Source organism: Rhodococcus sp. AD45-ID (assembly GCF_003023755.1).
Classification (GTDB): Bacteria; Actinomycetota; Actinomycetes; order Mycobacteriales; family Mycobacteriaceae; genus Rhodococcus_F; species Rhodococcus_F globerula.
The window spans coordinates 791,160-814,756 of sequence record NZ_PYHL01000001.1 but is presented as its reverse complement, the minus strand read 5'-3'; the positions used below and the strand labels follow the sequence as shown (position 1 = coordinate 814,756).

Here is a 23,597-nt window from a genome sequence, read left to right as displayed (position 1 = left end):
CTCCGCTACGGTGACACCGGGAACTCGGCCCCTGCGCGCGGTCGTCCGATGAAGGATGTTTCGGCGGCGATGGTCACCAGCGTGAGTTCGACGCTTGTCTTGTCGGTCGCGACGACAATCCTATCGCCGAGGGCATTCGGCTGGACGATCGTGAGATCGCGTTCGATCTCAGGCCACTGCGCCGGGTCGCCGTACACGTAGACCGCGGTGACACCGGCGCGCGGGGGAAGAGCTCGAACACCGTCGAAGACAACGGCATTGAAGGTTCCTTCCGGTCCTTGCCCGTGGCCGGAAACTCGGAGGCGATCGGGGACACCCATCGAGTCGATCAAGGGTGTCCAGGTCTCGGGCCGATCCGTGTGGATCAGAACCCGGGTCCCGGTGGCGACGGCACGGAAGATCAATTGTTGGGCGAGATAGAGTTCCCCGGCCACGAAGACGGTATTCACGCCGGTCCCCGCAACGAGGGCAGCAACGCCTTGGCCTCGATCGTCGGATCCGAGGAGTTGTCCGCATCCCGCCAGTGGGAGCTCGAGCGCAGTCAGGTCGGCAGCGTCCATCGTTCGGGTAGGCGAGATGGCGTCGAGCGAGGTGAGCGCGGTCGGCACGTTGGTCAGCAGGGCATCGCGTTGACGGCCACGCATGGATACCAGCCCGGCGACCGGGGCTGCTTTCGGGAGATGCCGAGTCGTGAATCGACAGGTGGCGCTCACTGCCGTCAGTCCGGTTTCGGGACGTGGCCGGAGCCGAACGGTGACCGAGGTGCCCAGTGTCGCGGCCGCCCATACCTGCGCGAGACTGCCTTTGGTAATTGCCTTCGGCTCGATTCCGTAACCGAGATTCGATACACCGGGAAGTGGTGTGGAACGCCATGTTTCGGCCACGTCTGCGACTTCCACACCGCGACTGACCTGTGCGATCGACGAGGAGATCTCGGGTGCTGTCAAGATGCGTGCCCGTGCGCCGGCAGCTTCGAGAACCCGCACCACTCGGCTTGTTGCGACGGAGATGCTGCGCGCCGCTCCGTCGCCGCCACCACCGCGGCGGTCGACGGCATCGGAGCCTGCGATTCGGTCGAATCGTAGTGCAAGCCAGACGATTCTGGTGGCCGTAGCGGGTAGCGGGCCGATCAGACGGTCGTACACCTCGGTTGCCGGTGTTCCGGACGCCACCCGAAAACCGTGGCTGACGATGTCGATCCCGGTGAGCGAAATGTCGTGTTGGTGAAGGCAATCTGCGAGTTCCGCAGTGGGAAGGGCATGGGACGCGTCGAATGACGTTCGGCCGATTCGGGTCAGATAGTCGTGCGGCGCCATGATCTCGACGACGCTCACCAGCGTCGAACCGTCGACGCGTAGGCCGATGGATTGCTCGCTGGGCGTCTGGAAGCTCACGATGGTACCGCTGGAGGTCTGGCACCGTCGCATGTATCGAACGGCGGTCCGAATCCACGTCGTGATCGATCGACCGCCGATATGCAGCAGCAGGATCACCGCGACGGCGGCTGCGATCGCGATTGCCCACCGCAATTCGAGTCCGGCAAACAGGGCGAGACACGCTGCGCTGATACCCACGGCCTGTGCACTGACGACCTCGCGCGCCGAGATCCTGTGCGACGACGGCCAGTACTTCAAACGTGATCTGTCCACGGTTCCACCCCCGGGGGAACTGTACTGTGTCATCTCAGGGGATGACAGGTACGGGGGGAAATATGGCTGCTACACCTACAACTCGGTGGCAGGTCAACGGATACCGCTTCCTGGTTCGGCGCATGGAACATGCACTGGTCAGGCGGGATGCGCGGATGCTGCACGACCCGATGCGATCGCAATCGCGGGCCTTGATCGTCGGTATCGTGCTGGCGTCGTTGGGTCTTGCGGGGTGTGGTGTGCTTGCGCTTTTCCGGCCTCAGGACAAGATTGCCGATGCAGCCATCGTGGTCGGAAAAGACTCGGGTGCAATGTTTGTCGCAATGGAGGGCACATTTCACCCGGTTCTCAACCTTGCATCTGCGAGGTTGATCATCGGTTCTCCTGACAAGCCTTCGATCGTGAAGGAATCCGAAATCGATGGCAAGCCTAGGGGAGCGCTGGTCGGGATACCAGGTGGGCCGTCGGCACTACCGGAGGCGGCAGATCCGACAAATGCGCCTTGGGCGGTGTGTGACACCGTAGGCGCCGACGGCAATCGGTCCGTGGCCTCGACGGTGCTGGTCGGCGAGCCGAAGTTGCGGGAAGTCGCGTCGTACTTGCCTTCCGATCACGCGCTTCTCGTGCGTTCGGGTGCTGATCATTTTCTCGTCTACGACGGGAGACGGGCTGCTGTCGACATCGGTGATCCGGCGATCACGCGGGCATTGGGACTTGAAGGAATCGAGCCGCGGCCGATCAGCGTCGGCATGCTCAATGCGATCCCGGAGGTTCCGCGGCTACAGGCTCCGGCCATTCGTGGTCTTGGCACAGTGCCGCAGTATCCGTTGGCGGACAAAACAGTCGGATCCGTTGTTCAAGTCTCCACGGGCTCCGAGATGATGTACTACGTCGTTCTCGAGGACGGTATACAGAAGGTCAGTTCAGCTGTGGCGCAACTGATCTACTTCTCCGACTCTCAAGGTGACTCGGGAATGGCCACTGTGACGCCGGATGCGATCAATCGCATTCCCTCGGTGAACGAATTTGCCACGGCCGCACTCCCGGCGCTGGCTCCGACCGTGGTGAACGAAGACGTAGCTCCGGTCAGTTGTCTTGTCTGGAAACCGGATCCGGCCTCGGTTGCAGCGCAGCGTAGCTCCGCGAGCGTGAGTGTGCTCGTGGGTAGCGACCTGCCGATCGCCGCTGACGCCAGGGTGGTTGCGCTGGCGCAGGCCGACGGGTCGGGGGATCGGTTGGATTTTGCCTACGTCGCGCCGGGTATGGGGGGATTTGTTCAGGCGACCGGGATCGAGACCGAGAGCACTCGGCGCGACAGCGTGTTCTATGTTGCCGATACCGGCGTGAAATACGGAGTGCCGAATGAAGATTCGGCGAAGGCGCTCGGACTCTCGAGACCTCCGGATCGCGCGCCTTGGCAAATGTTGGAGTTGTTGGCTTCGGGACCGTCACTCGACAAATCGAATGCCCTTGTTGCACATGACGGAATGACGCCAGACCCGTTTCCGGCGGCGCCGGTCAATTAGCGCTCGTGCGTGCGCTGAGAAAGTCCCCGACGCTGGTGACGGGGGCCGAAAGTATGCCAACGGCCGCGTCGATGATGAAGTAGGCCAAGCCCGTCCAGTCGGGGTCGATCGAGTCTTGCTGAACCAGTGACTCGTACCGGGCGCAGACGTCCGTGACCATGCGACCCATGATCCAGGCCCTGCCGGCCAGTACGGGTGGTGGCACGTCCGCGAGGAAAGCCCTCGTTTGCTGGATGAGGTCGTCTTCCAGCGGGTCCGACATCATGGAGATGAGTTCCATTCCGGATGGCACTGACCTCAATTGTTGGAGCAGGCGTGCCCGCCAGCTTGGCCGCGGCATCGATGCGAGCTGATCGGTCCACGGAAGGATGAGGCAGCTCAACAAGTCTCGGAGATCGGGGTTCTCGCCCAAGACGGCGACGAGTTGTGTGCGGCGCAGCTTGGTCTCGGTCGCGTGACGCTCCAACAAAGCGCGGATGAGTTCGTCGCGTCCGCCGAAGTGATAGGCCACGGCGGAGTGATTGGCGTTGCCTGCGTGTTCGGCGATGTGACGGTTCGACACCGCGTCGATGCCGTGGGTGGCAAAGAGTTCCTCTGCCGAGTCCAGCAATGACTGCCGCACCCGATCTCCGTGTTGTCCCATGCTTCCTCCGTTTGCTGGTTCCCTGACTGGTCTTCCGGCGCGACGCCGCGGAAGTGGGATCAACGTCACGACTCTACCGATTGCCATTTTAAGTCATGCGGCGTAATTTTTTTAAGACGCGCAGCGTAATTTTTGATATTTAGGAGTTCGACTATGACCACCACCGCATCGCCGGAAACCGAGCATCCGCCAGGCGAGCCCACGGAAGTCGAGGCTGCTGCTGCTCGAGCCCGAAAAGAGCAGATCGGCCGATATGTCGCGATGATTCTGCTGCCCTTCCTGATGGTCGGCATGATGATCACGGGGTATCTGGCCGCGATGCACGCGCCTTCCCCGAACAACATGCCGATTGCGGTGGCCGGGCCGATCCAGCAGGCCGATCAGTTTGCTGCTGCGCTCGAGGCGTCCGATCCGTCGGCCGTCGATGTGCGAGTAGTCAGTAGCGAGGACGAGGCACGTCAACTCCTCCTGGGCCGTGAGGTATCCGGCGTCGTGTCGTTGCCCGCTACGGGCGGCGACACAGCAACGGTCTACACCGCGAGTGCGGCCGGTGCTGCTCAAGTCTCGACAGTGACCGGACTTGTCGCCCCACAGGTGCTGGAGCAGGGGCTCAACGTGACGGTCGAGGATCTGGCTCCACTGCCTGCCCACGACACCGCTGGTCTGGCGGCGATGTTCATGGCCACAGCGCTCATGCTTGCGGGCTACATGCCGCTGAGTATCACGCTGTCCAACTCGCCGGAGCTGCTGCGATTCCGCCGAGTCGTACCACTTCTTGCCGGATGGTCTGCGCTGATCGCAGCGCTCGTGTGGTTGGTCACCGGCCCGATTCTCGGTGCAGTCGAGGGCCATACGGCGGCAGTTCTCGGAATCTCCTGGCTCGCTGTCTTTTCCGTCGGTTCCGTGCAGTTGTTCCTTACCCGGATATTCGGGCCGATGGCGGTTCTGGTCGGCATGCTGTTCATCATGGTGCTCGGCGTCCCGGCCTCGAACATGGGAATGTCGGTCTACACCCTGCCGTCGATCTACGCGACGCTGCACGGATTCCTGCCCACTGCGGCAACGGGTGAGGCGCTTCGATCAGTGCTGTACTTCGGCGGGGACGGTCTCGGCTCGCACCTGATCGTTTTGGCGCTCGGAGCAGCGCTTGCGCTTCTCGCGACCTTGGGCGTCGACGCGCTCAAGCGTCGTCGCAGTCCTGACGGTGGAGCGCCTGAGGTTTCCATGGCGTCGCTGACTGCTGGGCCACGTCCGACCAGCAACAAGGTTCGGTACGCGACTCTCGCGTTCTTCCCGTTTGCCATGGTTGTGCTGATGCTTTCGGTCATGCTCGGAGCGATGTATCAGCCGGCGCCCCGTGACATGCCGGTCGCTGTGGTTGCCGCTTCGAGCGAGCAAGCTGAGCAGGCCGTTGTGGGACTGGAACAGAACTTGGGCGGATTGTTCGATCTGCGTGCAGTCGATTCGGTGGACGAAGCCCGCCAGCTCGTTCAGGACCGCACGGTTGTCGCAGCATACGTACTGCCCTCCGCCGATTCGCCGACCGCGACTCTGATCACCAGCCAAGCTGCCGGCATGAGCCAGCAGCAAGCCGTGGCAGCTGTTTTCACGCAGGTTGCCCAGGGCCAGCAGGTGCCGCTGACCACGCAGGATCTTGCGCCGCTTGCCGATTCCGATTCCAGCGGCACGGTCAGTATGTACATTGCGATGGGCTGGATCATGTCCGGCTTCATGATCATCGTCGTCGCGAGCAGTGCTGCGCCCACGGTGATGAAGTTGCGGACTCTGCTCCCGGTGCTAGCCGGGTGGTCGGTCTTCATGTCCGCCGTGATCTGGACAATTGCCGGACCTATAGTCGGAGCGATCGACGGCCACTTCTGGCAGCTCTTCGGAACCGGAATCGTCGCGATCTTCTGTACCGCGCTGTTCACGACGGTGTTCGCACGGCTACTCGGGCTCCTCGCAGTCATCCCGGCGGTCGCAATCTTGATGTTCCTCGGGGTTCCGGCGTCTGGTGGTGCGATGTCGGTCTACATGGAACCAGAGATATTCCGAGTGCTCCACGGCATCCTGCCGATGCCTGCTGCCGTGGAATCGGTACGGTCGATTCTGTACTTCGGCGCGGACACAGTCGGGTCGCATCTGATCACGTTTGTGATCTGGGGCGTTGTCTCCTTGCTGTGCGTCATGGTCATCGACAAGGTTCGTTCCGCTCGGGCCGAAGATCTGCCCCCGGAGCACGCGGATCTGCCCCATGCTCAGCTGTCTGCTGTTTAGGGACGACGTGAACGGTGTCCTCGCTCTGCAAACACACGACGTATCGGAAACGATGACAGCAGGGCGAGGACACCGAGCGAACCTACGGCCGCGACGCCCAGGAGAGCCGCGTCGCGCGCGCGGTTGTCGGGCGGCGGCGGTACGGGCAGCGCAGCCAGAGTCGAGGTGTGGTGACCGAGCGGATAGGTTTCGACATCGCTCGGCAGCGCGGTGACGGCTGCCAACGGATCGACCACCCCATGCCCGACGTAGGGGTTCCAGCCCTCGGCCGGGGCGTGCGCCGTCGACTCGATGCGCTGAACTACCTGTGCAGCAGTGAGATCCGGGTATCGGGATCGAACCAGCGCCGCGGTTGCCGCGACGTACGGCGCCGCAAAACTTGTCCCGTTGATTGCTTGAACGGAGCCGTCCGGGCCGTACGTTCCGTTGGTCAACCCAGGTTCGGTGGGATGGAGTGACACTACTGCGGTACCGGGAGCGGCCACATCGACCCAGGGACCACCGAGGCTGAACGAGCTTGCCGCCCCGTTGGGATCGACGGATCCGACGGTCAGTACGAAGTCGTCGTACCAGGCGGGGCTGGCGAGCGTGTTGACCGAATTCCACAGGTCAGCATGGGGTGTCAGCGGGCTAGGAGTGGGATTCTGGGTCTTGCAGCCGCCGGATCCGACATTTCCTGCCGCGGCCACGACAACGATGTCCTTGACGAGCGCGGCGTATTGGATTGCGGCACCGAGGCGTTGATCGTTGATACCCTCGGCTGCCGACTTGCACGCAACTTCGGAGATGTTGATGACGGTGGCTCCCATGTCGGCGGCGTGACGGACAGCCATGGCCATCGTGTCGACATTTCCGTACCCCGACGAGTTCTCGGCGATGTTCGGGTCGCCTTGGCTGCCGGCAAGGGAGTACGCCGAACTGGACTGTCGGATCGTAATGATTGTCGCGCCGGGTGCGGCGCCGGAGAAGCCTGACCCAGTCACAGGTTGAGCGCCGATCAACCCAGCGACGACGGTACCGTGGGCGTCGCAATCCTCCGTTCCGTCGGCAGCTCCCACGTAGTCGCCACCGGGTTCCAGATTGGGAAGTCGGGGATGACGGCTGACTCCGGTATCGATCACCGCGACACGCTGCCCTGCGCCGGTCGTGATCGGCCAGACCGCATCGAATGCCAAGTCCAGCTGGGCAGGAGGGACATTGGCACCGTCGCCGCCCGACACTGCCGGGACGCACAGAGTGCGCTGTTGCGTGGCTTGCGGTGGCGCCGCGGGGCCGTCTTCGGGAAGCATCAACGGATCGACGGGTGGCGGCATCGCGCCGACAGCTACGCCTTGCCCCGCACATAGTGCGAGTGCGGCGATGGCGAGGAGTGTCGAAGTCCAGGATATTCCACGGTTCATGCGTGTATGTCCGACGCTCAGAGTCCGCGCATGACCGAAAATAGATCGGTCACCCAACAGATCAGAGGCACGATCAGCGCGATTGCAGCCAAGTCGACCAACTCTGCAACCCGTCGCATCACCGGGCTGAACACCCGGTTCGGTGCGAGGATGCCGAGCACGAGTGCCAGGATGAGAACGGCCATGGCGAGGGCAAATATGACGACGGCGTCGTCCTTGTGTGACCAGATCTGGGCGCCCAGAACAACTAGCACGATGGCAGCCCCACACGCGATGAGGGGAACCGCCTGGGCGGTACCGGCAAATGTGCGTCCGCGGAGCATCAGAACGCCTGCGGTGACTCCGGCAAGGGCAAGGCCGGACCAGACGATTCCGTCGTCGGTATGGACCGCGGCCACGCTCAGCGCACCGGTCATCGCCGTCACGGATGTCGCGACCACCAAACCGGTCAGGTAACTGCGGGCGCGTCCGGTTCGCTCGGTCAGTTCGTCGAAATTCGGCATGTCGGGTTCGGCGGCAAGATCACGAGCTTCGTCCAAGGGATTTGCCGGTACCGGCACTGGTGGCAACGGAAGCTTGGCAAGAATCATCGATAGCCGGGCCGAGTAGGCGAGGGTGATCAGCGCGAGTGCGATGGCGACTGCGCTGATCGTTTCCAGCGAAACGCGCGGCAGCAGCGTTGCTGCCGCAGTAGCTACGGTTGCGGCCAACGAGATGCCGAAAAGGGCTGTGAATGTGGCTAACCCGACGCCGCAGAGGCGCAGGCATAGTAAGGCGACCGATGCGACGAGCACGGAACCCATGAGAAGGTGTGGCGCCTCTAGGTCGTCGGGCACGGCAAGGAGACCAGCCGTGAATGCAAGTGGAACGCCGGCGCAACCGAGGACCAGTGCGCTTCCACTGTCGTGGTAGACGCGGGCTGTCACGATCGACGCAATGGTCAGTAGAAGGGACGTGATGAAAGCGCAAGTGGCACCCGATATTCCGGTTGCGCCGACAATCAGCGCGGCGGAGCCGAGCATCGATGCGAGGACAGCGATCACAGAGCCGGTGATCCGTGCGGCTAGTGGTGTCCACCGCCGGTAGGTCTGCGCGTCGGTGGCGGCGACGGTGTACATGATGTCGTCGAACAACGGCGGTGGAGCGGCAGCGTCCGCGGCTTCGAGAACGAGTAGTTCTCCGTCACGGATTCCATGCTCGTGAAGGGAGAGCGTGCCCGACAGCGGTGCGCGGCCAACCTTGGCCAGTGTCCAGTCCGTCGGTTCGAATTGTTCGGATACGGTGTCGAAATCGTTGGAGCCGCTGTGGCTTCGAATAGTGTCGACTATGCCGGGAATGACCAGTACGAGCGGAATGCGCAGCGGCACTGCGAGATCGACCTGCGAATGTGCCGACAGAACTGTCAGTCGACACAGCTCTGCCGACGGTGCGCTACGACGATCACCTGGCGCCGCCGGCGCCGTGTCGGTTGTCGACATGCTCATGAATCAACCCCACTGTTCACTGTCGAACCCCACCCTTCGACGCGATTCCCCGTTCGCGTCCCCCTTCTTTATCGGAACCATACGACACCGGACTGGGAATTGCTGCCGCCACTGCTCCAGTGGAACGGTTGCGCTCGAAGGTCTTGTCGGCCCGATGGGTTAGTGTCTTCTCGTTGCGTGGACTTTGTGCCGTGGGGGCGGTCCGGTTGATGTCGGACACATCGCAGCGCTGTAGGGGGCGAAGTGAGTACAGTCAGATTTTTGCGTCGGGCTCGGCGTGAGGCGCCGCGGGCGCCAGGCGGCGAGGTGACGTTGCAGGCGCCGCCCGAGATCCCTCGTGCGACTCCTGGCAATCTGCTGACCAAATTGCTGCCGGTGGTGATGGTGGTGGCAATGATCGGCATGGTCGCGTTGATGTTCACGTCGGGAATGGCGCGAAATCCCATGTCCCTGTTGTTTCCGATCATGATGATGGTCTCGATGCTCGGGATGCTGGCCGGTGGGGGCCGTAGTGGTGGCGCGCGGACCGCCGAGGTCAACGAGGACCGTAAGGACTATCTTCGTTATCTCGATCAGTTGCGTCGTGATGTCGACGAGACCGGGCAGGCGCAACGTCGGGCACTCGAATGGAGTAGTCCGCAGCCGTCGTTGCTGTGGACCCTGGCAGGCACGTCACGCATGTGGGAGCGTCAGATAACGGACCCCGATTATTGTCACGTGCGTGTCGGTCTCGGCAGTCAGAGGCTGGCGACTCGTCTGATCTCGCCGGAGACCGGACCGGTTGAAGACCTCGAACCGGTTGCATCCGTGTCGCTTCGACGATTTGTCCGTTCCCATTCGGTGGTCGAGGATCTTCCGACTGCGGTATCGCTGCGGGGGTTCGCCTCGATAGCGCTCGAAGGTCAGCGGGACGCGGCGCGGTCGTTGGTCAGGGCGATGTTGATGCAGTTGTGTACTTTTCACGGTCCTGACATATTGCAGATCGCTGTGGTGCGTGGCCCCGATACTCAGGTCGAATGGGAATGGGTCAAGTGGTTGCCGCACACGCAGCACCCGGAGGCATATGACGGGGCGGGCGCGGCGCGGATGGTGTACGGCTCCTATCTCGAGTTGGAAGGTGCTCTGGGTGAGCAACTTTCGATGCGAGGCCGCTTCTCGCGAAACGCGCCCGCATCGTCAGGTGTGCCGCATGTCGTCGTTGTCGTCGACGGCGGATTGCTGGAAGGCGATTCGGGTCTGTTGACGGGAGCGGGTCTGGATTCGGTGACGATCCTGGACCTGTGTGGTTTCTCGTCGTCGTTGTCGGCCAGTCGTGGTTTGCGTCTGGTGGTCGCTCCCGATCAAGTGGGCGCGGTCAGTAGTGCCGGCGTCGAGAAGTTTGCGCGCCCTGATTCCGTTTCCACGACTACCGCCCAGACCTTCGGCCGACGGATGGCGCCGTACCGTGCTGCTTCACAGAACGCTGTCGATTCGGGGGACGACGACACGGCGTCGCGCTCGTGGAGTCAGATGCTTGGCATCGGAAACGCTGCGCGGTTCAACCCGGAGCATGCGTGGTTGCCTCGCCAGGGACGTGATCGACTGCGGGTGCCGATCGGTGTCGGTGCCGACGGTCAACCTGTCGAACTCGACCTCAAGGAATCCGCTGAGAACGGAATGGGGCCGCACGGTTTGTGTATCGGGGCAACTGGTTCGGGAAAATCGGAGTTTCTTCGGACGCTTGTGCTGGGTTTGATCGCGACACACTCGCCGAACGCCCTCAATCTTGTCCTCGTGGATTTCAAGGGTGGGGCAACCTTCCTCGGTCTCGAAGAGGCACCGCACGTTGCGGCCGTCATCACCAACCTTGCCGAAGAACTGGCCATGGTGGACCGAATGCGCGACGCACTTGCCGGTGAAATGAACCGTCGTCAAGAACTCCTCCGGGCCGCGGGAAACTTCGCAAATGTGTCGGACTACGAAAAAGCCCGGATGGCGGGTGCCGCACTCGACCCGCTGCCTGCCCTGTTCGTCGTAGTGGACGAGTTCTCCGAATTGCTCAGTCAACAACCGGAATTCGCTGACCTCTTCGTGGCAATAGGCCGGCTCGGCAGATCGCTGCACATCCACCTGCTGCTTGCCAGCCAACGTCTGGACGAAGGGAAACTGCGTGGGCTCGACAGTCATCTGTCGTACCGAATCGGCTTGAAGACATTCTCCGCCAACGAGTCTCGGACCGTGTTGGGGGTCCCCGACGCATACTATCTACCCGGAAATCCAGGCGCCGGATATGTGAAAGCGGATTCTGCCGAGATCGTGCGCTTTCAAGGCGCGTACGTCTCCGGACCCTACGAGGGTGCGAGGATTGCGCCGACGCGACTTGCGACGGAACAATCCGTCGGTCTCGCTCCGGTGTTGTTCACCGCTGCGACGGTGATCAGTGATCACCTCCCGGAGGATGTGGTGGAGCCGGACTTCGTAGATATGGGGGAGGCAGGTGACGAATCACGAACGCTCATGGGAGTTCTCGTCGACAGGATCAAGGAGCACGGTCCGCGCGCGCACGAAGTGTGGCTTCCTCCGCTCTCCGAGTCTCCGACGCTCGATCAGCTTCTTCCGCGCGCCGTGTCGCGTGATCCGAATCTGCCCCGTGGAAATTTGAGTGCAGCGTTCGGAATTGTCGACAGGCCGTTCGACCAGCGGCGCGACCCACTTGTCGTCGACCTCAACGGGTCGACCGGAAATGTAGCGATCGTCGGCGGCCCGCAGTCGGGGAAATCGACGGCACTGCGGACCCTGATCATGGCGTTTGCTCTGACGCATACCGCGGAGCAGGTGCAGTTCTATTGCCTCGATTTCGGCGGCGGAACCTTGCTGGGACTGCGGGACCTTCCGCACGTCGGTTCGGTGGCAAATCGTCTCGATCAGGACAGGGTCCGGCGAACAGTGGCGGAGGTTTCGACGGTAGTGCAGCAACGGGAGCGACTCTTCCGTGAACTCGGTATCGACTCGATGGGCGAATTCCGGCGACTGCGCACTGCCGATCCCCGCGGAGTTGGTGTCGCCGCCGGCCTCGAACGCGACAGGTTCGGCGATGTCTTCCTGGTGATCGACGGGTGGCCAAGCGTTCGTTCCGACTTCGAATCTCTGGAAGGGCCGATCAGTATCCTTGCGGCGCAGGGATTGTCATTCGGGGTTCACGTCATGGTCACCGCGCCGAGGTGGGCAGATATTCGGCCGGCATTGAAGGATCAGCTCGGCACGCGGATTGAACTTCGCCTGGGTGACCCAGGAGACTCCGACGCGGGGCGCCAGAAAGCGAATCTGGTTCCGGAACGTCATGCGGGGCGCGGTATCACTCGTGAAGGCTTGCACTTGTTGACCGGGCTTCCGCGTATGGATGGCATCTCCAGCAGCGTAGAACTGAGCGCCGCGGTATCTGATTCGGTGATCCGCATCGCGGCTATGTCGACGTCCCGACCCGCTCCACCAGTTCGGATGCTCCCTGAATCATATACGCGTGCAGAGCTTCTCGCGTCTATCGGAGACAGGTGGCCGCAGGCAAGCGCGGGTGACGGTCGGTGTCTGCGGGTACCTGTCGGGCTGGGTGAAACCGACCTCGAACCTGTCTACATGGACTTCGCGGAGCATCCGCACCTCCTGATATTCGGCGATACCGCCTGCGGGAAAACGTCGCTGCTCCGCGGCATAGCCGAAGGGATCATGGCGTCGAACACACCGGCGCAGGCGAAATTGATCATCGGTGACTATCGCCATTCGATGTTGGGTGTGGTCGACGGCAATCACCTCGGTGGATACTCGGCCTCAGCGGCGACATTCGGTGAACTGATGGCGGACCTTGCTCGGATCGTCGGCGGAAGAATGCCGAATTCGGATACGACGCAACAACAACTGCGAGAACGCTCGTGGTGGTCGGGACCGGAAATCTACGTGATCATCGACGACTACGACCTGGTGGCAACATCCACCGGCAACCCGGTGGCGGCATTGCTCGAGTTCATTCCCCACTCGAAGGACGTGGGGCTGCATCTGGTGATCGCCCGACGATCCGGCGGGGCAGGGCGTGCACTGTTCGAACCGGTGATTGCCCGGATCCGCGACATGGCACCTGCCGGCGTCGTGATGAGTGGCAGCCGCGACGAGGGGAATCTGGTTGGCGCCGTGCGTGGTTCCGAGATGCCGCAGGGGCGGGGTACGTACGTGTCTCGGTCGCAGACCCAGCTGGTGCAGCTACCGTGGATGCCACCGCTGTGACATCGGGTCACACGTTGTCGGTGTCTGTTCATATAGGTTCGTCCAACGCGTGGTCGGCAACCGGGCAACGCGAATTCTGTTGCAGAGTCGACACCGAGCAGCATTCGTCGCCGGCCGCCGCGTTGCCTGCAGTCAATCCGCTCGATTTCATCGACGACAACTACATGGAGATCGGTGGACGAATCGTGCCTACCGATCTCGAACTGGTGCACTTGATTTTGCACACCGTGCAAGGTTGCGGTCTGGCAGATGCGGATGTGCTGTACCTGAGCTATCCGACCGAGTGGGGAAATACCCGAAAGGGACGGTTGCTCGACGCTGCGCGCCAGGTCGGGTACGACGTTGTCCTGGTCCCGACCGCGATTGCGATTGCGCGCGCCACCCGGGGGAGCTGGCGAGCGAGGTGCATCGTGGTGGAGATCCGCGGTGGTGACGTTGTCGTTTCGTGTGTGCGCGATTTCGACGGAGACGTCACGCTCATGAACACCCAGCGCAGAGCACTGTCGGAATTGCCGCAACTATTCGGTGAATTCGAGGAACTGACAGTTCGGGACTCTGTAGTAGTTGTCGGGCGACATTCGCATTCGATTGCGTCGTCCTTGGAGCGTGGGTCGCGAAGCATTCACGGCTATGCGAGCGTGCGTGTTCTCGACGAGAGTCGGATCGTGCGAGCGATCGTTGATCCGCGGGTGCGTCTGGAGTCGGTCACAGCAGAAAATTCGGCGGGTCGGGCTGTGGACAACTCGGCATTCGGAGATCGGTGGGTGCCGCCGTCAAGGCTGGTCACGCCAGCCGATTCGGGTGTCCGCCAGCGCCGATGGTTGCCGGCGCTGGCGGTGTCAGTCGTTGTTGTCGGACTGCTCGGGGTGGGCGTGGCGGTCGCGACCGGGCGAGCCGGCGTCGAAGGCACTGCGGTCGAAGGTACTGCGGTCGAAGCCCGAACTACTGACGGTGAGTCTGCCGATGTGGTGCCGCCGACCGCACAACCGACCACACTGGGGAGTGCCCAGCCGAGCACGCTGGTGCCTTCCACTACGTCGGCCGTGGCGACGACAACAATCCCGCTCGCCGGTGGCAACGTGAGCGTTGTCGTGCCGGCGGGGTGGGCGCCCGATCGCGGCGGATCGGCCGCAGGACGGATGGACTTGATTCCGGCGTCTGGGAATGATCGCAAAATCGTCATCGTCGAGAAGGAGCTCCGTGCAGGCGTCGAGTTCGACGCGGTCGAGATCGATCTGCGTGAGCAGCTTTCGGCGATAGAGGATCCACTCCGCTTCGGAAACCTCGAGTCCACTGTTGCCGTGGACGGACGAAAGGTTCTGTTGTACAGGGAATTTCCGGATGGATATTCCGAAGTTCGGTGGCAGGTATTTGTCGAACGTGGCAGGCAGGTGAGTATCGGGTGCCAGTACCTCGTCGGTGAATGGGACGCGTTCGAGCCGGAGTGCGTTCAGATCGTCGAATCACTGTTGTTCGTGAATTGACCGCGCGAAATTTCTTTTCGAACCGCCGGAACCGTCGGCGAGTGCGCGGCGTCCAAGTATGTGTAGCGCACATCAGGTACTTGTTGCCGGTGAAGGTCCGCCGGATGTGAGCCACCGCCGACACCGCGCATGCACATCACAACCAGGGGGAAACATGGGCTTTACCGCAACTACCGCTGAATTGATCAGTTCGGCGAATGTCATCAACGGCCATTTGGGCGACATCAGAGGACTGGTGAATGCTGTTCGATCCGAGGCGGAGGCGTCGAGCGGTTCGTGGAAGGGCAGTGCGCACACCGAATACGCCGACATCATGGTGCGCTACAACAACGCTGCCATGAAGCTCGATACGGCGCTGGGCGATATCTGTGAGCAGATCAAGCAGTCGGCCGGAACGTTCGACAGCGCAGAATCCGACAACGTGAGTTCGTTGCGCGGCGCGACCGTCAACATGTCCTGAGTGCTCTGAATCAGGCTCCGCGCAAGAACATTCGGTGAGTCGACTGAGATCGTCCCGGATGCGACAGACATACAGAGATCAGATTCGATACGGACATAAAGTGGAACGGGAGTGGTTATGAGCGAGAACATGATCAGGTACGACTTCGGCGGACTTGCCATGTTGTCTGACGAAATGAAGCGTCAGGCGCAGGCGATCAACGACAAGCAGGGCGAGATCAAGGTTGTTGTCGACAACCTGCAGGCGGGATGGGAAGGTGCGGGTTCTGAAGCCTGGAACGACGCTCAGCGTCGGTGGGGGCAGGCGTCGGAAGAGCTGAACATCGTGCTGGCTCAGATCGCCAACGCAACCGCGAGTGGTTCCGATTCGATGCGCGACGCCGATCGCGCCGCCGCGAACGGCTTCGGGCGCTGACTTCACGTCGCATGTGGCTTTCCGTTTTCTACCCCGACGAGCATCGGTCGTCGGGGTAGAAAGCTCTTGTATGAATGCTGCCAACGGTAGTCCGGACTCTCTTTGACCGGAGACGGTTGATACCGGTATCGTCTATCGGTGGCGTGCCGTAGGCCTCCGCATGTTGATGTCCGGATGTTTGATCGTGTGTTCGACTGCACGTTCGATTCCCGGAACTCGATGCGCAGGGTCCAGCGGTTCTCGGGTCTCAACTGGCCGCCGAGAATTGTCTATGCGATACGCACATGGTCAGCAGTGGAATGAATTAAGACGAGGAAGTTCTGTGTCTACGTACACCCCGAAGGCCGGAGATGTGACCCACACGTGGCACGTCATCGACGCCACCGACGTGGTGCTGGGCCGTCTTGCCGTTCAGGCAGCGACCCTGCTGCGCGGTAAGCACAAGCCCACCTACGCTCCGCACATCGATGGTGGCGACTTCGTCGTCGTCATCAACGCCGAGAAGGTTGCCATCAGCGGCAACAAGCTCGTTGGCAAGAAGGTCTACCACCACTCCGGATTCCCGGGTGGCCTGAAGTCCCGCACCGTCGGAGAGGTCCTCGACCGGACCCCCGATCGCCTCGTGGAGAAGGCCATCGTCGGCATGCTCCCGAAGACCAAGCTTGGTCGCGCGATGAGCAGCAAGCTCAAGGTCTACGCGGGCCCGAATCACCCCCACACCGCGCAGCAGCCGGTGCCGTTCGAGATCAAGCAGGTCGCACAGTGACATCGCCGGAAGAGCAGAACGTGACCGAAGAAAACATCGAGGCAGTGGAAGAATTCGCCGCCGAAGCAGTCGAGGTCGTCGAAGAGGTTGCAGCGGCTACGCTGGCACCGATCGTCATCGATCGCCCGATCCAGACCGTTGGTCGTCGTAAGGAAGCGGTCGTCCGCGTCCGCATGATCCCCGGCACCGGCCAGTTCAAGCTCAACGGCCGCACCATCGAGGATTACTTCCCGAACAAGGTGCACCAGCAGCTGATCAAGGCTCCGCTGGTTACGGTTGAGCGTCCCGAGTCTTTCGACATCGTTGCACTGCTGCACGGTGGCGGACCGTCCGGTCAGGCAGGCGCGTTGCGTCTGGCTATCGCTCGTGCGCTCATCGAGGTCACCCCCGATGATCGTCCGGCACTCAAGAAGGCCGGCTTCCTGACCCGTGACGCTCGCGCAGTCGAGCGTAAGAAGTACGGACTGAAGAAGGCTCGTAAGGCATCGCAGTACTCGAAGCGTTGATGCTTCGCCGAGGTTGACCGGCTGGTCTGCTTCGGCACCTGTTCGACTCGAGAGCAGGCGTCCATCGTTACCGGACGCCTGCTCTTGTGTTTTTCGGGAAAGATATTTCACAGAACTCGCACAAGATATTCAGGGAGTTGTTCGATGGGGCGGTTGTTCGGAACTGACGGTGTGCGCGGCTTGGCCAATGGTGATCTGACGGCGGATCTTGCGCTGCGATTGTCGATAGCGGCTGCGCATGTTCTGGCAGCTGAATCAACCGGTGGTGGCACCCGCCGCCCGACCGCGGTCGTCGGACGCGATCCTCGTGCGAGCGGTGAAATGCTCCAGGCAGCTGTCACGGCGGGGCTGACTTCGGCCGGCATCGACGTCTTGGATGTCGGCGTTCTGCCGACACCAGCGGTTGCCTATCTGACTGGTTTGTTCGATGCGAGTCTCGGCGTGATGATCTCCGCCTCTCACAATCCGATGCCGGACAACGGCATCAAGATCTTTGCCGCGGGTGGACACAAACTCGACGACGATGTCGAGGCCGCAATCGAGGCCGCCATCGACGGTGGTGTGGCGCCGAAGTTGCCGACCGGCGCGGGTATCGGGCGAGTACGCTCGGCCGGTGATGCCGCTGCGCTCTACTTGCAGCATCTCGGCACCGCTCTGACGCAGCCGCTCGACGGCCTGACCGTTGTTGTGGACTGCGCAAACGGGGCAGCCTCCGAGGTCGGCCCGGCGGCCTATCGGGCTGCGGGTGCGACGGTGATCGCGATCAGCGCCGAACCGGACGGCCTCAACATCAACGACGGTTGTGGATCCACTCACCTGGAGAATCTGCAGAAAGCAGTGGTCGAGCACGGCGCCGATCTTGGTCTTGCCCACGACGGTGACGCCGACCGTTGCCTCGCCGTCGACGAGACCGGGGCAGTGATCGACGGCGACGTGATCATGGCGGTGCTGGCGGTGGCGATGCACGAATCCGGAGAATTGGTCGACAACACACTCGTGGCGACCGTCATGAGCAACCTGGGTTTGCACCTTGCGATGCGGGCAGCGGGTATCGACGTGGTCACAGCGGCGGTCGGTGACCGCTATGTGTTGGAAGAACTTCGTACCGGCGGATACAGCTTGGGCGGCGAACAGTCCGGACACGTGGTGTTCCCCGGATTCGGAACAACCGGAGACGGCGTGCTCACCGGACTTCGATTGCTGGCCAGGATGGCGCAGACGGGTAAGTCGTCCTCGCAGCTCGCCGCAACGATGACGTCGCTTCCGCAGGTCTTGGTGAATGTGAGGGTGGAAGACAAAGCAGCAGTTGCCGCAGCGACCTCGGTAATGGCAGCGGTCGCCGATGCCGAGCGTGTGCTCGGTGACGCCGGCCGTGTTCTGCTTCGACCTTCCGGTACCGAACAATTGGTGCGAGTCATGGTCGAAGCTGCGGATCTTGGTGTGGCACGCAAGCTTGCCGACGAGCTGGCAGAAACCGTCGCAGCGGTGTAACCGCATGTAGCGTGATCGTCCGGTGGGGAACTGAATTCTGGTGGGAACGACCCACGGGGTTCGTGCGTCCAAGTAGTCATGGACCGCCGGATCTTTCGTGCGGCCGGGCGAAACGGAGTTCCGCATGGATATCGACCACACTGCTACCGATGAGCTCGAGCGTCGGACAGCGGCGCTTGCGCAACAGATGGGTGTGACTGCACGAACGTTGGAATTTCCCGAGTTCTCGGGCGCGTGTGCAGGCCGGGATTACGTCGAGTGTGGCAACACGCTAGCTGCTGCGCTGGGTGGGCTCCGGATACGGATGGTGGAACGTGCCCAGTTCGTCGAGGCTCTCGGCGCGCGTATCGGTACTTCCGCCCAAGCGATTGCGGATGTCGATCTGAGATTGGCAGACCAATTGCGAATGCACAGCCGCGAGTATACGAAATCAGGTTTCTGATGCCGATTCGCAATGCGGCCACGTCGACAGCTTCGGCAGATGCTGCGGAATCTATTATTGCGCAACGTAATTCGTTGTCGGTTCCGGACGAAATTCTCGACTCCGGTGGCGTCGGATTGGATTTCTTCGAGCGTTTTCACGACGCGGCCACTCGTCTCGGTATCGAAATGCGACCGCTGGGTAGCTACGACGAGATGTATCGTGCCGAATCGGGAATCGATCTGCAGGCTCTGCACGCTGACGTGTCGACGATGTCCCTTGCGGCGGAAGCGTCGTCGCGCGATTCGCAGGACTTCGCGGTCCTGTCCGAGTCGCTCGCGGAGATCTGGAATGTCGAGGCTGTGGACGACGTTGCCGGACGAGTGCGCGACGAGCAGCGAAGAGCGGAAGTCGATGTCGAAGCCATGCCGTTGCTGATTTCCGTCGCCGACGAGCTGGCAGGAATCGTTCGAACTGCTGTGGTGGACAAGGCTTTCAAGGTTGCGTCGCTGAATCGAGAAACGATCGGCGGTATCGATGCGCAGCGCATCGATCAGCTGGTGGACGTGAGCACGCAGCAAGGGGGCGTCGACGCAGTTGCCAAGGCTGCCACGTGGTTTGCGCCGTTGTCGGATGAGCAATTCAGAGCAGTACGATATGCCGCGCCGGTCGATCAGGTCGAAACTTGTAGAGCAGCAGCAGATCTCGTCAGACCTTGGATCGATCAGATCTTCAGGCCTGTGTACGTGGATACCCGCGACGAGTTCGACCGCGCCTGCGAGCAGGCACGGGTGGCTCTGACCGACGCTTTCGGGGTTGCCGCCGGTATCGTCTCCGAACTGTTTCCGGTCGAGAGTGAATCTACCGAAACGCGGCATTCTTCAGTTCCGGCCGACGCAGCGCAGACATCCGTGCCGCAAGCAGCCGAACCGTCGGGGGACAGGGTTGCACCTGCACTCGAGTTGGCGGTCGGTGCAAATACCTGGGGGTTCTCGCTCGCGCCGGACGGACGTGGGGTCAGTCTTGAAGTTCGTGACCTGTCAGGGGAGTCCGTCACTGTCACTGTGGAATTGGACGAGCACGGCTGGCCGAGAATCGCGGTGGAGACGGATGCCGCTCCCGTAATGTCCGAGGCGCCGGAGCCCGCGCCGCAGCCGTACCAACCCCCGAATCCAACTCCAGTAGACACTGCGCCGTCAGAAGACCCTGCACCGCCAGAACACCGTGAGTCGCTGAACGAACCGATTGTGACCGGAGCCGAATTAGCCGGGGCGGGGCCGATATGAGTTTGTCGCAGTTCGTCGCCATCAATGCGGCCATGGATTCGCAACTCGCCGAATTTCGCATGCGACGATCTGCTGCCGAACGTGACCACCAACAGCGGTGTGCACAATTCGGCGAATTGTCTACCGGTGTGAAGGAGTTCGGGCGTTTGCCCTTCGAACAGGGCGCGTTTCTGCGATCAGCGTCCGCGTCGATGCCTGGCGATACCGCGATGCCTGGCGACGCTGCGAAGTCCGGCCAGCCGGTACGAGATTCGAGTGCTGATTACCGGGAAACTGCCTGGCTCCGGCGAGCATCGGACTGAGAGTGGGTGTCGGACTGAGTATCCGCGTCGAACATGGGCGAGGTGTGCGGGAATTCGGTGTCCTGATCGGCAAATGCTTCGTAGCGCTTGTCGCCGGTCAGGTGGAATAGAAGGAATCCCGTCAGTAGGCAACGCGTCGTGGCCTGCGTTTTGCGTTCGGAGCCGCCGAGGCCCAATGCTCCCAGAAGGCGACGCCCTTCGATGAGACCAGCATCCTGGGCGTCGTCGATGGTTCGTCCGATTACGGGTCCGCCCCATTCTCGGGTGAGCGGGCGGGCGTTGCTGGTGAGTGAGTCGACGTCGTCCTCGCCGGCGAGGATCAGCCCGGGGGCTGTGATCTTGGACGCGTAGTTCTCGGCTTTGGGGGCGGTGGGTGCGGGGAAGAGTGCGGCGACGGCGGCGACGTTTCCACGTTGTGCGGCTGCGAGGACCGCGGCACCGGCACCCATCCCGTGTCCGGCAAATGCGACGTGGTCAGGATGAACGCTGATCTGCCCGGGACCGAGTCGGACACCGACGCAGATGTCGAGGGTCGAGCGCAGGTCTGCGGCCAATCCGAGGTGCGAGGGGACGGGGCCACGCTCACTTTCGGGTGCTGCGGCGACAATTCCCCAGGAAGCGAGATGCTGAAGTGTTTGTTCGTATTTGTGCGCACCGACCATCCAGCCGTGCCCGAAGGCGACGGCGGGGAGATTGAAGCCCGTTTCCGGGGTGTAGACGACTCCTGGTTGACCGGCCAGAGCGAGGTTGCCGCGCAGAACGCGGTGCGGTCCGCGCTTGGACAGCTCACGGGTCAGTGCCTTCAGTTTCGGTGCCACGGATCAAGACGTTATCCGATGTGGCCGTCGGCGTGCCCTGGCAACCGCAGAATGCGCGTGCCACGGGTGTCCAAGTACCCTGATTCACCATGTGCGGAATCGTGGGATACGTCGGCCACCGCCCAGCTCTGGGTGTCGTGGTGGAGGCTTTGCGGCGAATGGAGTATCGCGGCTACGACTCCTCGGGAATCGCGATTCTCGACGGAGTGGGTGGCGTTGAGATCGAGCGTAAGGCAGGGAAGCTGGCCAACCTCGAAGCTGAGTTGGAAGAGATCGGTGCGGACAGCTTTGTCGGCTCAACGGGCATGGGTCATACCCGGTGGGCTACACATGGTCGACCGACCGATCGGAATGCCCACCCGCATCGCGACGCGAGTGGGAAGCTTGCGGTGGTCCACAACGGCATCATCGAGAACTTCGCTCCGCTGCGTGCTGAGCTCGAGGCTGCCGGCATCGAACTGCTCAGTGACACCGATACCGAGGTAACGGTCCATCTGGTGGCGCGTGCGTACGCGGAGGGCCCGACTGCGGGTGATTTCGTCGAGAGCGCGTTGTCGGTTGTCCGTCGTCTCGAAGGCGCGTTCACGTTGCTGTTCACGCACGCCGATCATGCGGACACGATTGTCGCTGCGCGTCGTTCGACGCCGTTGGTGGTGGGTGTCGGTGAGGGCGAGATGTTCCTCGGTTCCGATGTGGCGGCGTTCATCGAGCACACACGCGACGCGGTGGAACTCGGTCAGGATCAGGCGGTGGTGATCACCGCGAACAGCTACCGGATCTCCGATTTCTCCGGCAACGAAGCGCAGGGGCGCCCGTTCCAAATCGACTGGGATCTTGCGGCTGCCGAAAAGGGCGGTCACGACTACTTCATGCTCAAGGAGATCGAGGAGCAGCCGACCGCAGTTGCGGATACGCTTCTCGGGCACTTCGAGAACGGCAAGATCGTTCTCGACGAGCAGCGGTTGTCCGACCAGGAACTGCGCGACGTCGACAAGGTTTTTGTCGTGGCCTGTGGCAGCGCGTATCACTCCGGTTTGTTGGCGAAGTATGCGATCGAACATTGGACTCGGCTTCCGGTCGAGGTGGAGCTGGCGAGCGAATTCCGTTACCGGGACCCGGTTCTGGACCGTTCGACGCTGGTTGTTGCCATCTCGCAGTCCGGCGAGACCGCCGATACGCTCGAAGCCGTCAAGCATGCCAAGGATCAGAAGGCTCGGGTTCTCGCGATCTGCAACACCAACGGCGCGCAGATCCCCCGTGAGGCGGACGCTGTTCTCTACACGCGGGCGGGACCGGAAATCGCCGTCGCGTCCACCAAGGCATTCCTGGCGCAGGTGACGGCAAATTACCTTGTCGGGTTGGCCTTGGCGCAGGCGCGCGGCACCAAGTACCCGGACGAAGTTGCCCGTGAGTACGCGGACCTCGAGGCGATGCCGGCTCTGGTGAGCAAGGTCATCGAGAACGCGGAACCGATCCGTGAGCTGGCTCGCACGTTTGCGCATGCGTCGACGGTTCTGTTCCTGGGGCGTCACGTTGGGTACCCGGTTGCGCTCGAGGGTGCGCTCAAGCTCAAGGAGCTTGCGTACATGCATGCAGAGGGCTTTGCGGCGGGCGAGCTCAAGCACGGGCCGATCGCGTTGATCGAGGAGGGCCTGCCGGTCATCATCGTCATGCCGTCGCCGAAGGGCCGTGCGGTGTTGCACTCGAAGTTGGTGTCCAACATTCAGGAGATCAAGGCGCGTGGTGCAACGACGATCGTGATCGCCGAGGAAGGTGACGACGCAGTACGTGCGCACGCGGATCACCTGATCGAGATCCCGGCGTCGCCGACCCTCTTGCAGCCGTTGCTGTCCACGGTACCGCTGCAGATCTTTGCCGCGGAGGTCGCCGCGGCACGTGGCTACGACGTCGACAAGCCGCGTAACCTGGCGAAATCGGTTACCGTCGAATAGTTTTCGGTGAAATCAGTGAGGCCCGCAACCTTCCGGTTGCGGGCCTCATTGCTGCCGACAGCTATTGAACGATCACAGTGCCTCGCATGTCGGGGTGCGGTGTGCAGGTGTAGTCGTAGGTTCCGGGTTCGTCGAAGGTGGCCGTGTAGGTGCCCGACTTCTTGAGCGGGCTTCGGAGCAGGCTTCGGGCACTGCCGATGCCTTTGACGTCGTGGGCCATGCCTCCGTCGTCGAACACCCAGGTGACCGTGTCACCCACGTTCACGGTGATGGATGCGGGGGAGTAGGCCATCCCGGTGACGGTGACGACGGGGCCACTCAGCGTGGTTTCGGGCGCACTAGGGGTGGAATCCGTGCTGGAACTGCACCCGACGAGGCCGGCGGTGAGCACGAGGCCCGCGAACATCGGGACGAGACGTGATTTCATGGTTCCGAGGGTAGCGACTGGCAAACGAAGGGTTCCG

The 23,597-nt window shown here is 62.3% G+C and carries 18 protein-coding genes; 12 read left to right on the top strand and 6 right to left on the bottom strand.

Annotated elements, in window-relative coordinates; all coding sequences use genetic code 11:
* Positions 1 to 5: 5 nt before the first annotated feature.
* Positions 6 to 1,649: a type VII secretion protein EccE gene (gene eccE / locus C7T36_RS03750; protein ID WP_045070815.1), complete on the bottom strand. Its 1,644-nt coding sequence runs from the start codon at positions 1,647 to 1,649 to the stop codon at positions 6 to 8.
* 62 nt (positions 1,650 to 1,711) lie between these two features.
* On the opposite strand from eccE, the gene eccB reads away from it, so the two are divergent.
* Positions 1,712 to 3,175 carry a type VII secretion protein EccB gene (gene eccB / locus C7T36_RS03745; protein ID WP_045070812.1) on the top strand — a complete coding sequence of 488 codons (1,464 nt, stop codon included), beginning with the start codon at positions 1,712 to 1,714 and terminating at the stop codon, positions 3,173 to 3,175.
* On the opposite strand, the gene C7T36_RS03740 is transcribed toward eccB, so the two are convergent.
* Complete coding sequence (locus C7T36_RS03740; protein WP_045070810.1) at positions 3,168 to 3,818, bottom strand: TetR/AcrR family transcriptional regulator; 651 nt, start codon at positions 3,816 to 3,818, stop codon at positions 3,168 to 3,170. The two genes, eccB and C7T36_RS03740, sit on opposite strands and share 8 nt — an antisense overlap.
* Before the next feature lie 153 nt (positions 3,819 to 3,971).
* Here C7T36_RS03740 and C7T36_RS03735 point away from each other — a divergent pair, with 153 nt between their 5' ends.
* Entirely contained in the window at positions 3,972 to 6,095 is a 2,124-nt protein-coding gene (locus C7T36_RS03735; RefSeq protein WP_045070809.1) for an ABC transporter permease, read from the top strand.
* Here C7T36_RS03735 and mycP read toward each other — a convergent pair.
* On the bottom strand, positions 6,092 to 7,495 hold the full coding sequence (gene mycP, locus C7T36_RS03730; RefSeq protein WP_052683638.1) for a type VII secretion-associated serine protease mycosin: 1,404 nt from the start codon (positions 7,493 to 7,495) through the stop codon (positions 6,092 to 6,094). The genes C7T36_RS03735 and mycP overlap by 4 nt on opposite strands.
* 17 nt (positions 7,496 to 7,512) lie before the next feature.
* Positions 7,513 to 8,979 (bottom strand): type VII secretion integral membrane protein EccD, encoded by a 1,467-nt coding sequence (gene eccD, locus C7T36_RS03725; protein WP_045070807.1) that lies wholly within the window; start codon positions 8,977 to 8,979, stop codon positions 7,513 to 7,515.
* A 243-nt stretch (positions 8,980 to 9,222) separates the two neighbouring features.
* Here eccD and C7T36_RS03720 point away from each other — a divergent pair, with 243 nt between their 5' ends.
* The 9 genes from C7T36_RS03720 to C7T36_RS03675 all read left to right on the top strand — a co-directional run bounded on the left by C7T36_RS03720 (position 9,223) and on the right by C7T36_RS03675 (position 20,061).
* The gene (locus tag C7T36_RS03720) at positions 9,223 to 13,233 is read left to right on the top strand and encodes a type VII secretion protein EccC (RefSeq protein WP_045070805.1); all 4,011 of its coding nucleotides are present in this window, start codon (positions 9,223 to 9,225) and stop codon (positions 13,231 to 13,233) included.
* Complete coding sequence (locus C7T36_RS03715) at positions 13,215 to 14,717, top strand: type VII secretion-associated protein (RefSeq protein WP_045070803.1); 1,503 nt, start codon at positions 13,215 to 13,217, stop codon at positions 14,715 to 14,717. Before C7T36_RS03720 ends, C7T36_RS03715 begins: the two co-directional genes overlap by 19 nt.
* Before the next feature lie 154 nt (positions 14,718 to 14,871).
* Entirely contained in the window at positions 14,872 to 15,177 is a 306-nt protein-coding gene (locus C7T36_RS03710; protein WP_033231349.1) for a WXG100 family type VII secretion target, read from the top strand.
* 117 nt (positions 15,178 to 15,294) lie between these two features.
* Positions 15,295 to 15,591 (top strand): WXG100 family type VII secretion target, encoded by a 297-nt coding sequence (locus C7T36_RS03705; RefSeq protein ID WP_033231348.1) that lies wholly within the window; start codon positions 15,295 to 15,297, stop codon positions 15,589 to 15,591.
* A gap of 322 nt (positions 15,592 to 15,913) precedes the next feature.
* The gene (gene rplM, locus C7T36_RS03700) at positions 15,914 to 16,357 is read left to right on the top strand and encodes a 50S ribosomal protein L13 (RefSeq protein WP_033231347.1); all 444 of its coding nucleotides are present in this window, start codon (positions 15,914 to 15,916) and stop codon (positions 16,355 to 16,357) included.
* Positions 16,354 to 16,863, top strand: a complete 510-nt coding sequence (gene rpsI, locus C7T36_RS03695) for a 30S ribosomal protein S9 (RefSeq protein WP_033231346.1) — start codon at positions 16,354 to 16,356, stop codon at positions 16,861 to 16,863. The genes rplM and rpsI overlap by 4 nt, the downstream gene beginning before the upstream one ends.
* 144 nt (positions 16,864 to 17,007) lie before the next feature.
* The gene (gene glmM, locus C7T36_RS03685) at positions 17,008 to 18,354 is read left to right on the top strand and encodes a phosphoglucosamine mutase (RefSeq protein WP_045070802.1); all 1,347 of its coding nucleotides are present in this window, start codon (positions 17,008 to 17,010) and stop codon (positions 18,352 to 18,354) included.
* Between the two features lie 124 nt (positions 18,355 to 18,478).
* Positions 18,479 to 18,796 carry a hypothetical protein gene (locus C7T36_RS03680; protein WP_045070800.1) on the top strand — a complete coding sequence of 106 codons (318 nt, stop codon included), beginning with the start codon at positions 18,479 to 18,481 and terminating at the stop codon, positions 18,794 to 18,796.
* The gene (locus tag C7T36_RS03675) at positions 18,796 to 20,061 is read left to right on the top strand and encodes a hypothetical protein (RefSeq protein WP_045070798.1); all 1,266 of its coding nucleotides are present in this window, start codon (positions 18,796 to 18,798) and stop codon (positions 20,059 to 20,061) included. The genes C7T36_RS03680 and C7T36_RS03675 overlap by 1 nt, the downstream gene beginning before the upstream one ends.
* A gap of 262 nt (positions 20,062 to 20,323) precedes the next feature.
* Here C7T36_RS03675 and C7T36_RS03665 read toward each other — a convergent pair whose 3' ends face one another.
* Positions 20,324 to 21,181 (bottom strand): dienelactone hydrolase family protein, encoded by an 858-nt coding sequence (locus C7T36_RS03665; protein WP_045070794.1) that lies wholly within the window; start codon positions 21,179 to 21,181, stop codon positions 20,324 to 20,326.
* An 89-nt stretch (positions 21,182 to 21,270) separates the two neighbouring features.
* Here C7T36_RS03665 and glmS point away from each other — a divergent pair, with 89 nt between their 5' ends.
* Positions 21,271 to 23,133, top strand: coding sequence for a glutamine--fructose-6-phosphate transaminase (isomerizing) (gene glmS / locus C7T36_RS03660; protein WP_033231343.1), 1,863 nt, complete (start codon positions 21,271 to 21,273; stop codon positions 23,131 to 23,133).
* Between the two features lie 61 nt (positions 23,134 to 23,194).
* On the opposite strand, the gene C7T36_RS03655 is transcribed toward glmS, so the two are convergent.
* Positions 23,195 to 23,560, bottom strand: a complete 366-nt coding sequence (locus tag C7T36_RS03655) for a plastocyanin/azurin family copper-binding protein (RefSeq protein WP_033231342.1) — start codon at positions 23,558 to 23,560, stop codon at positions 23,195 to 23,197.
* Positions 23,561 to 23,597: the final 37 nt, after the last annotated feature.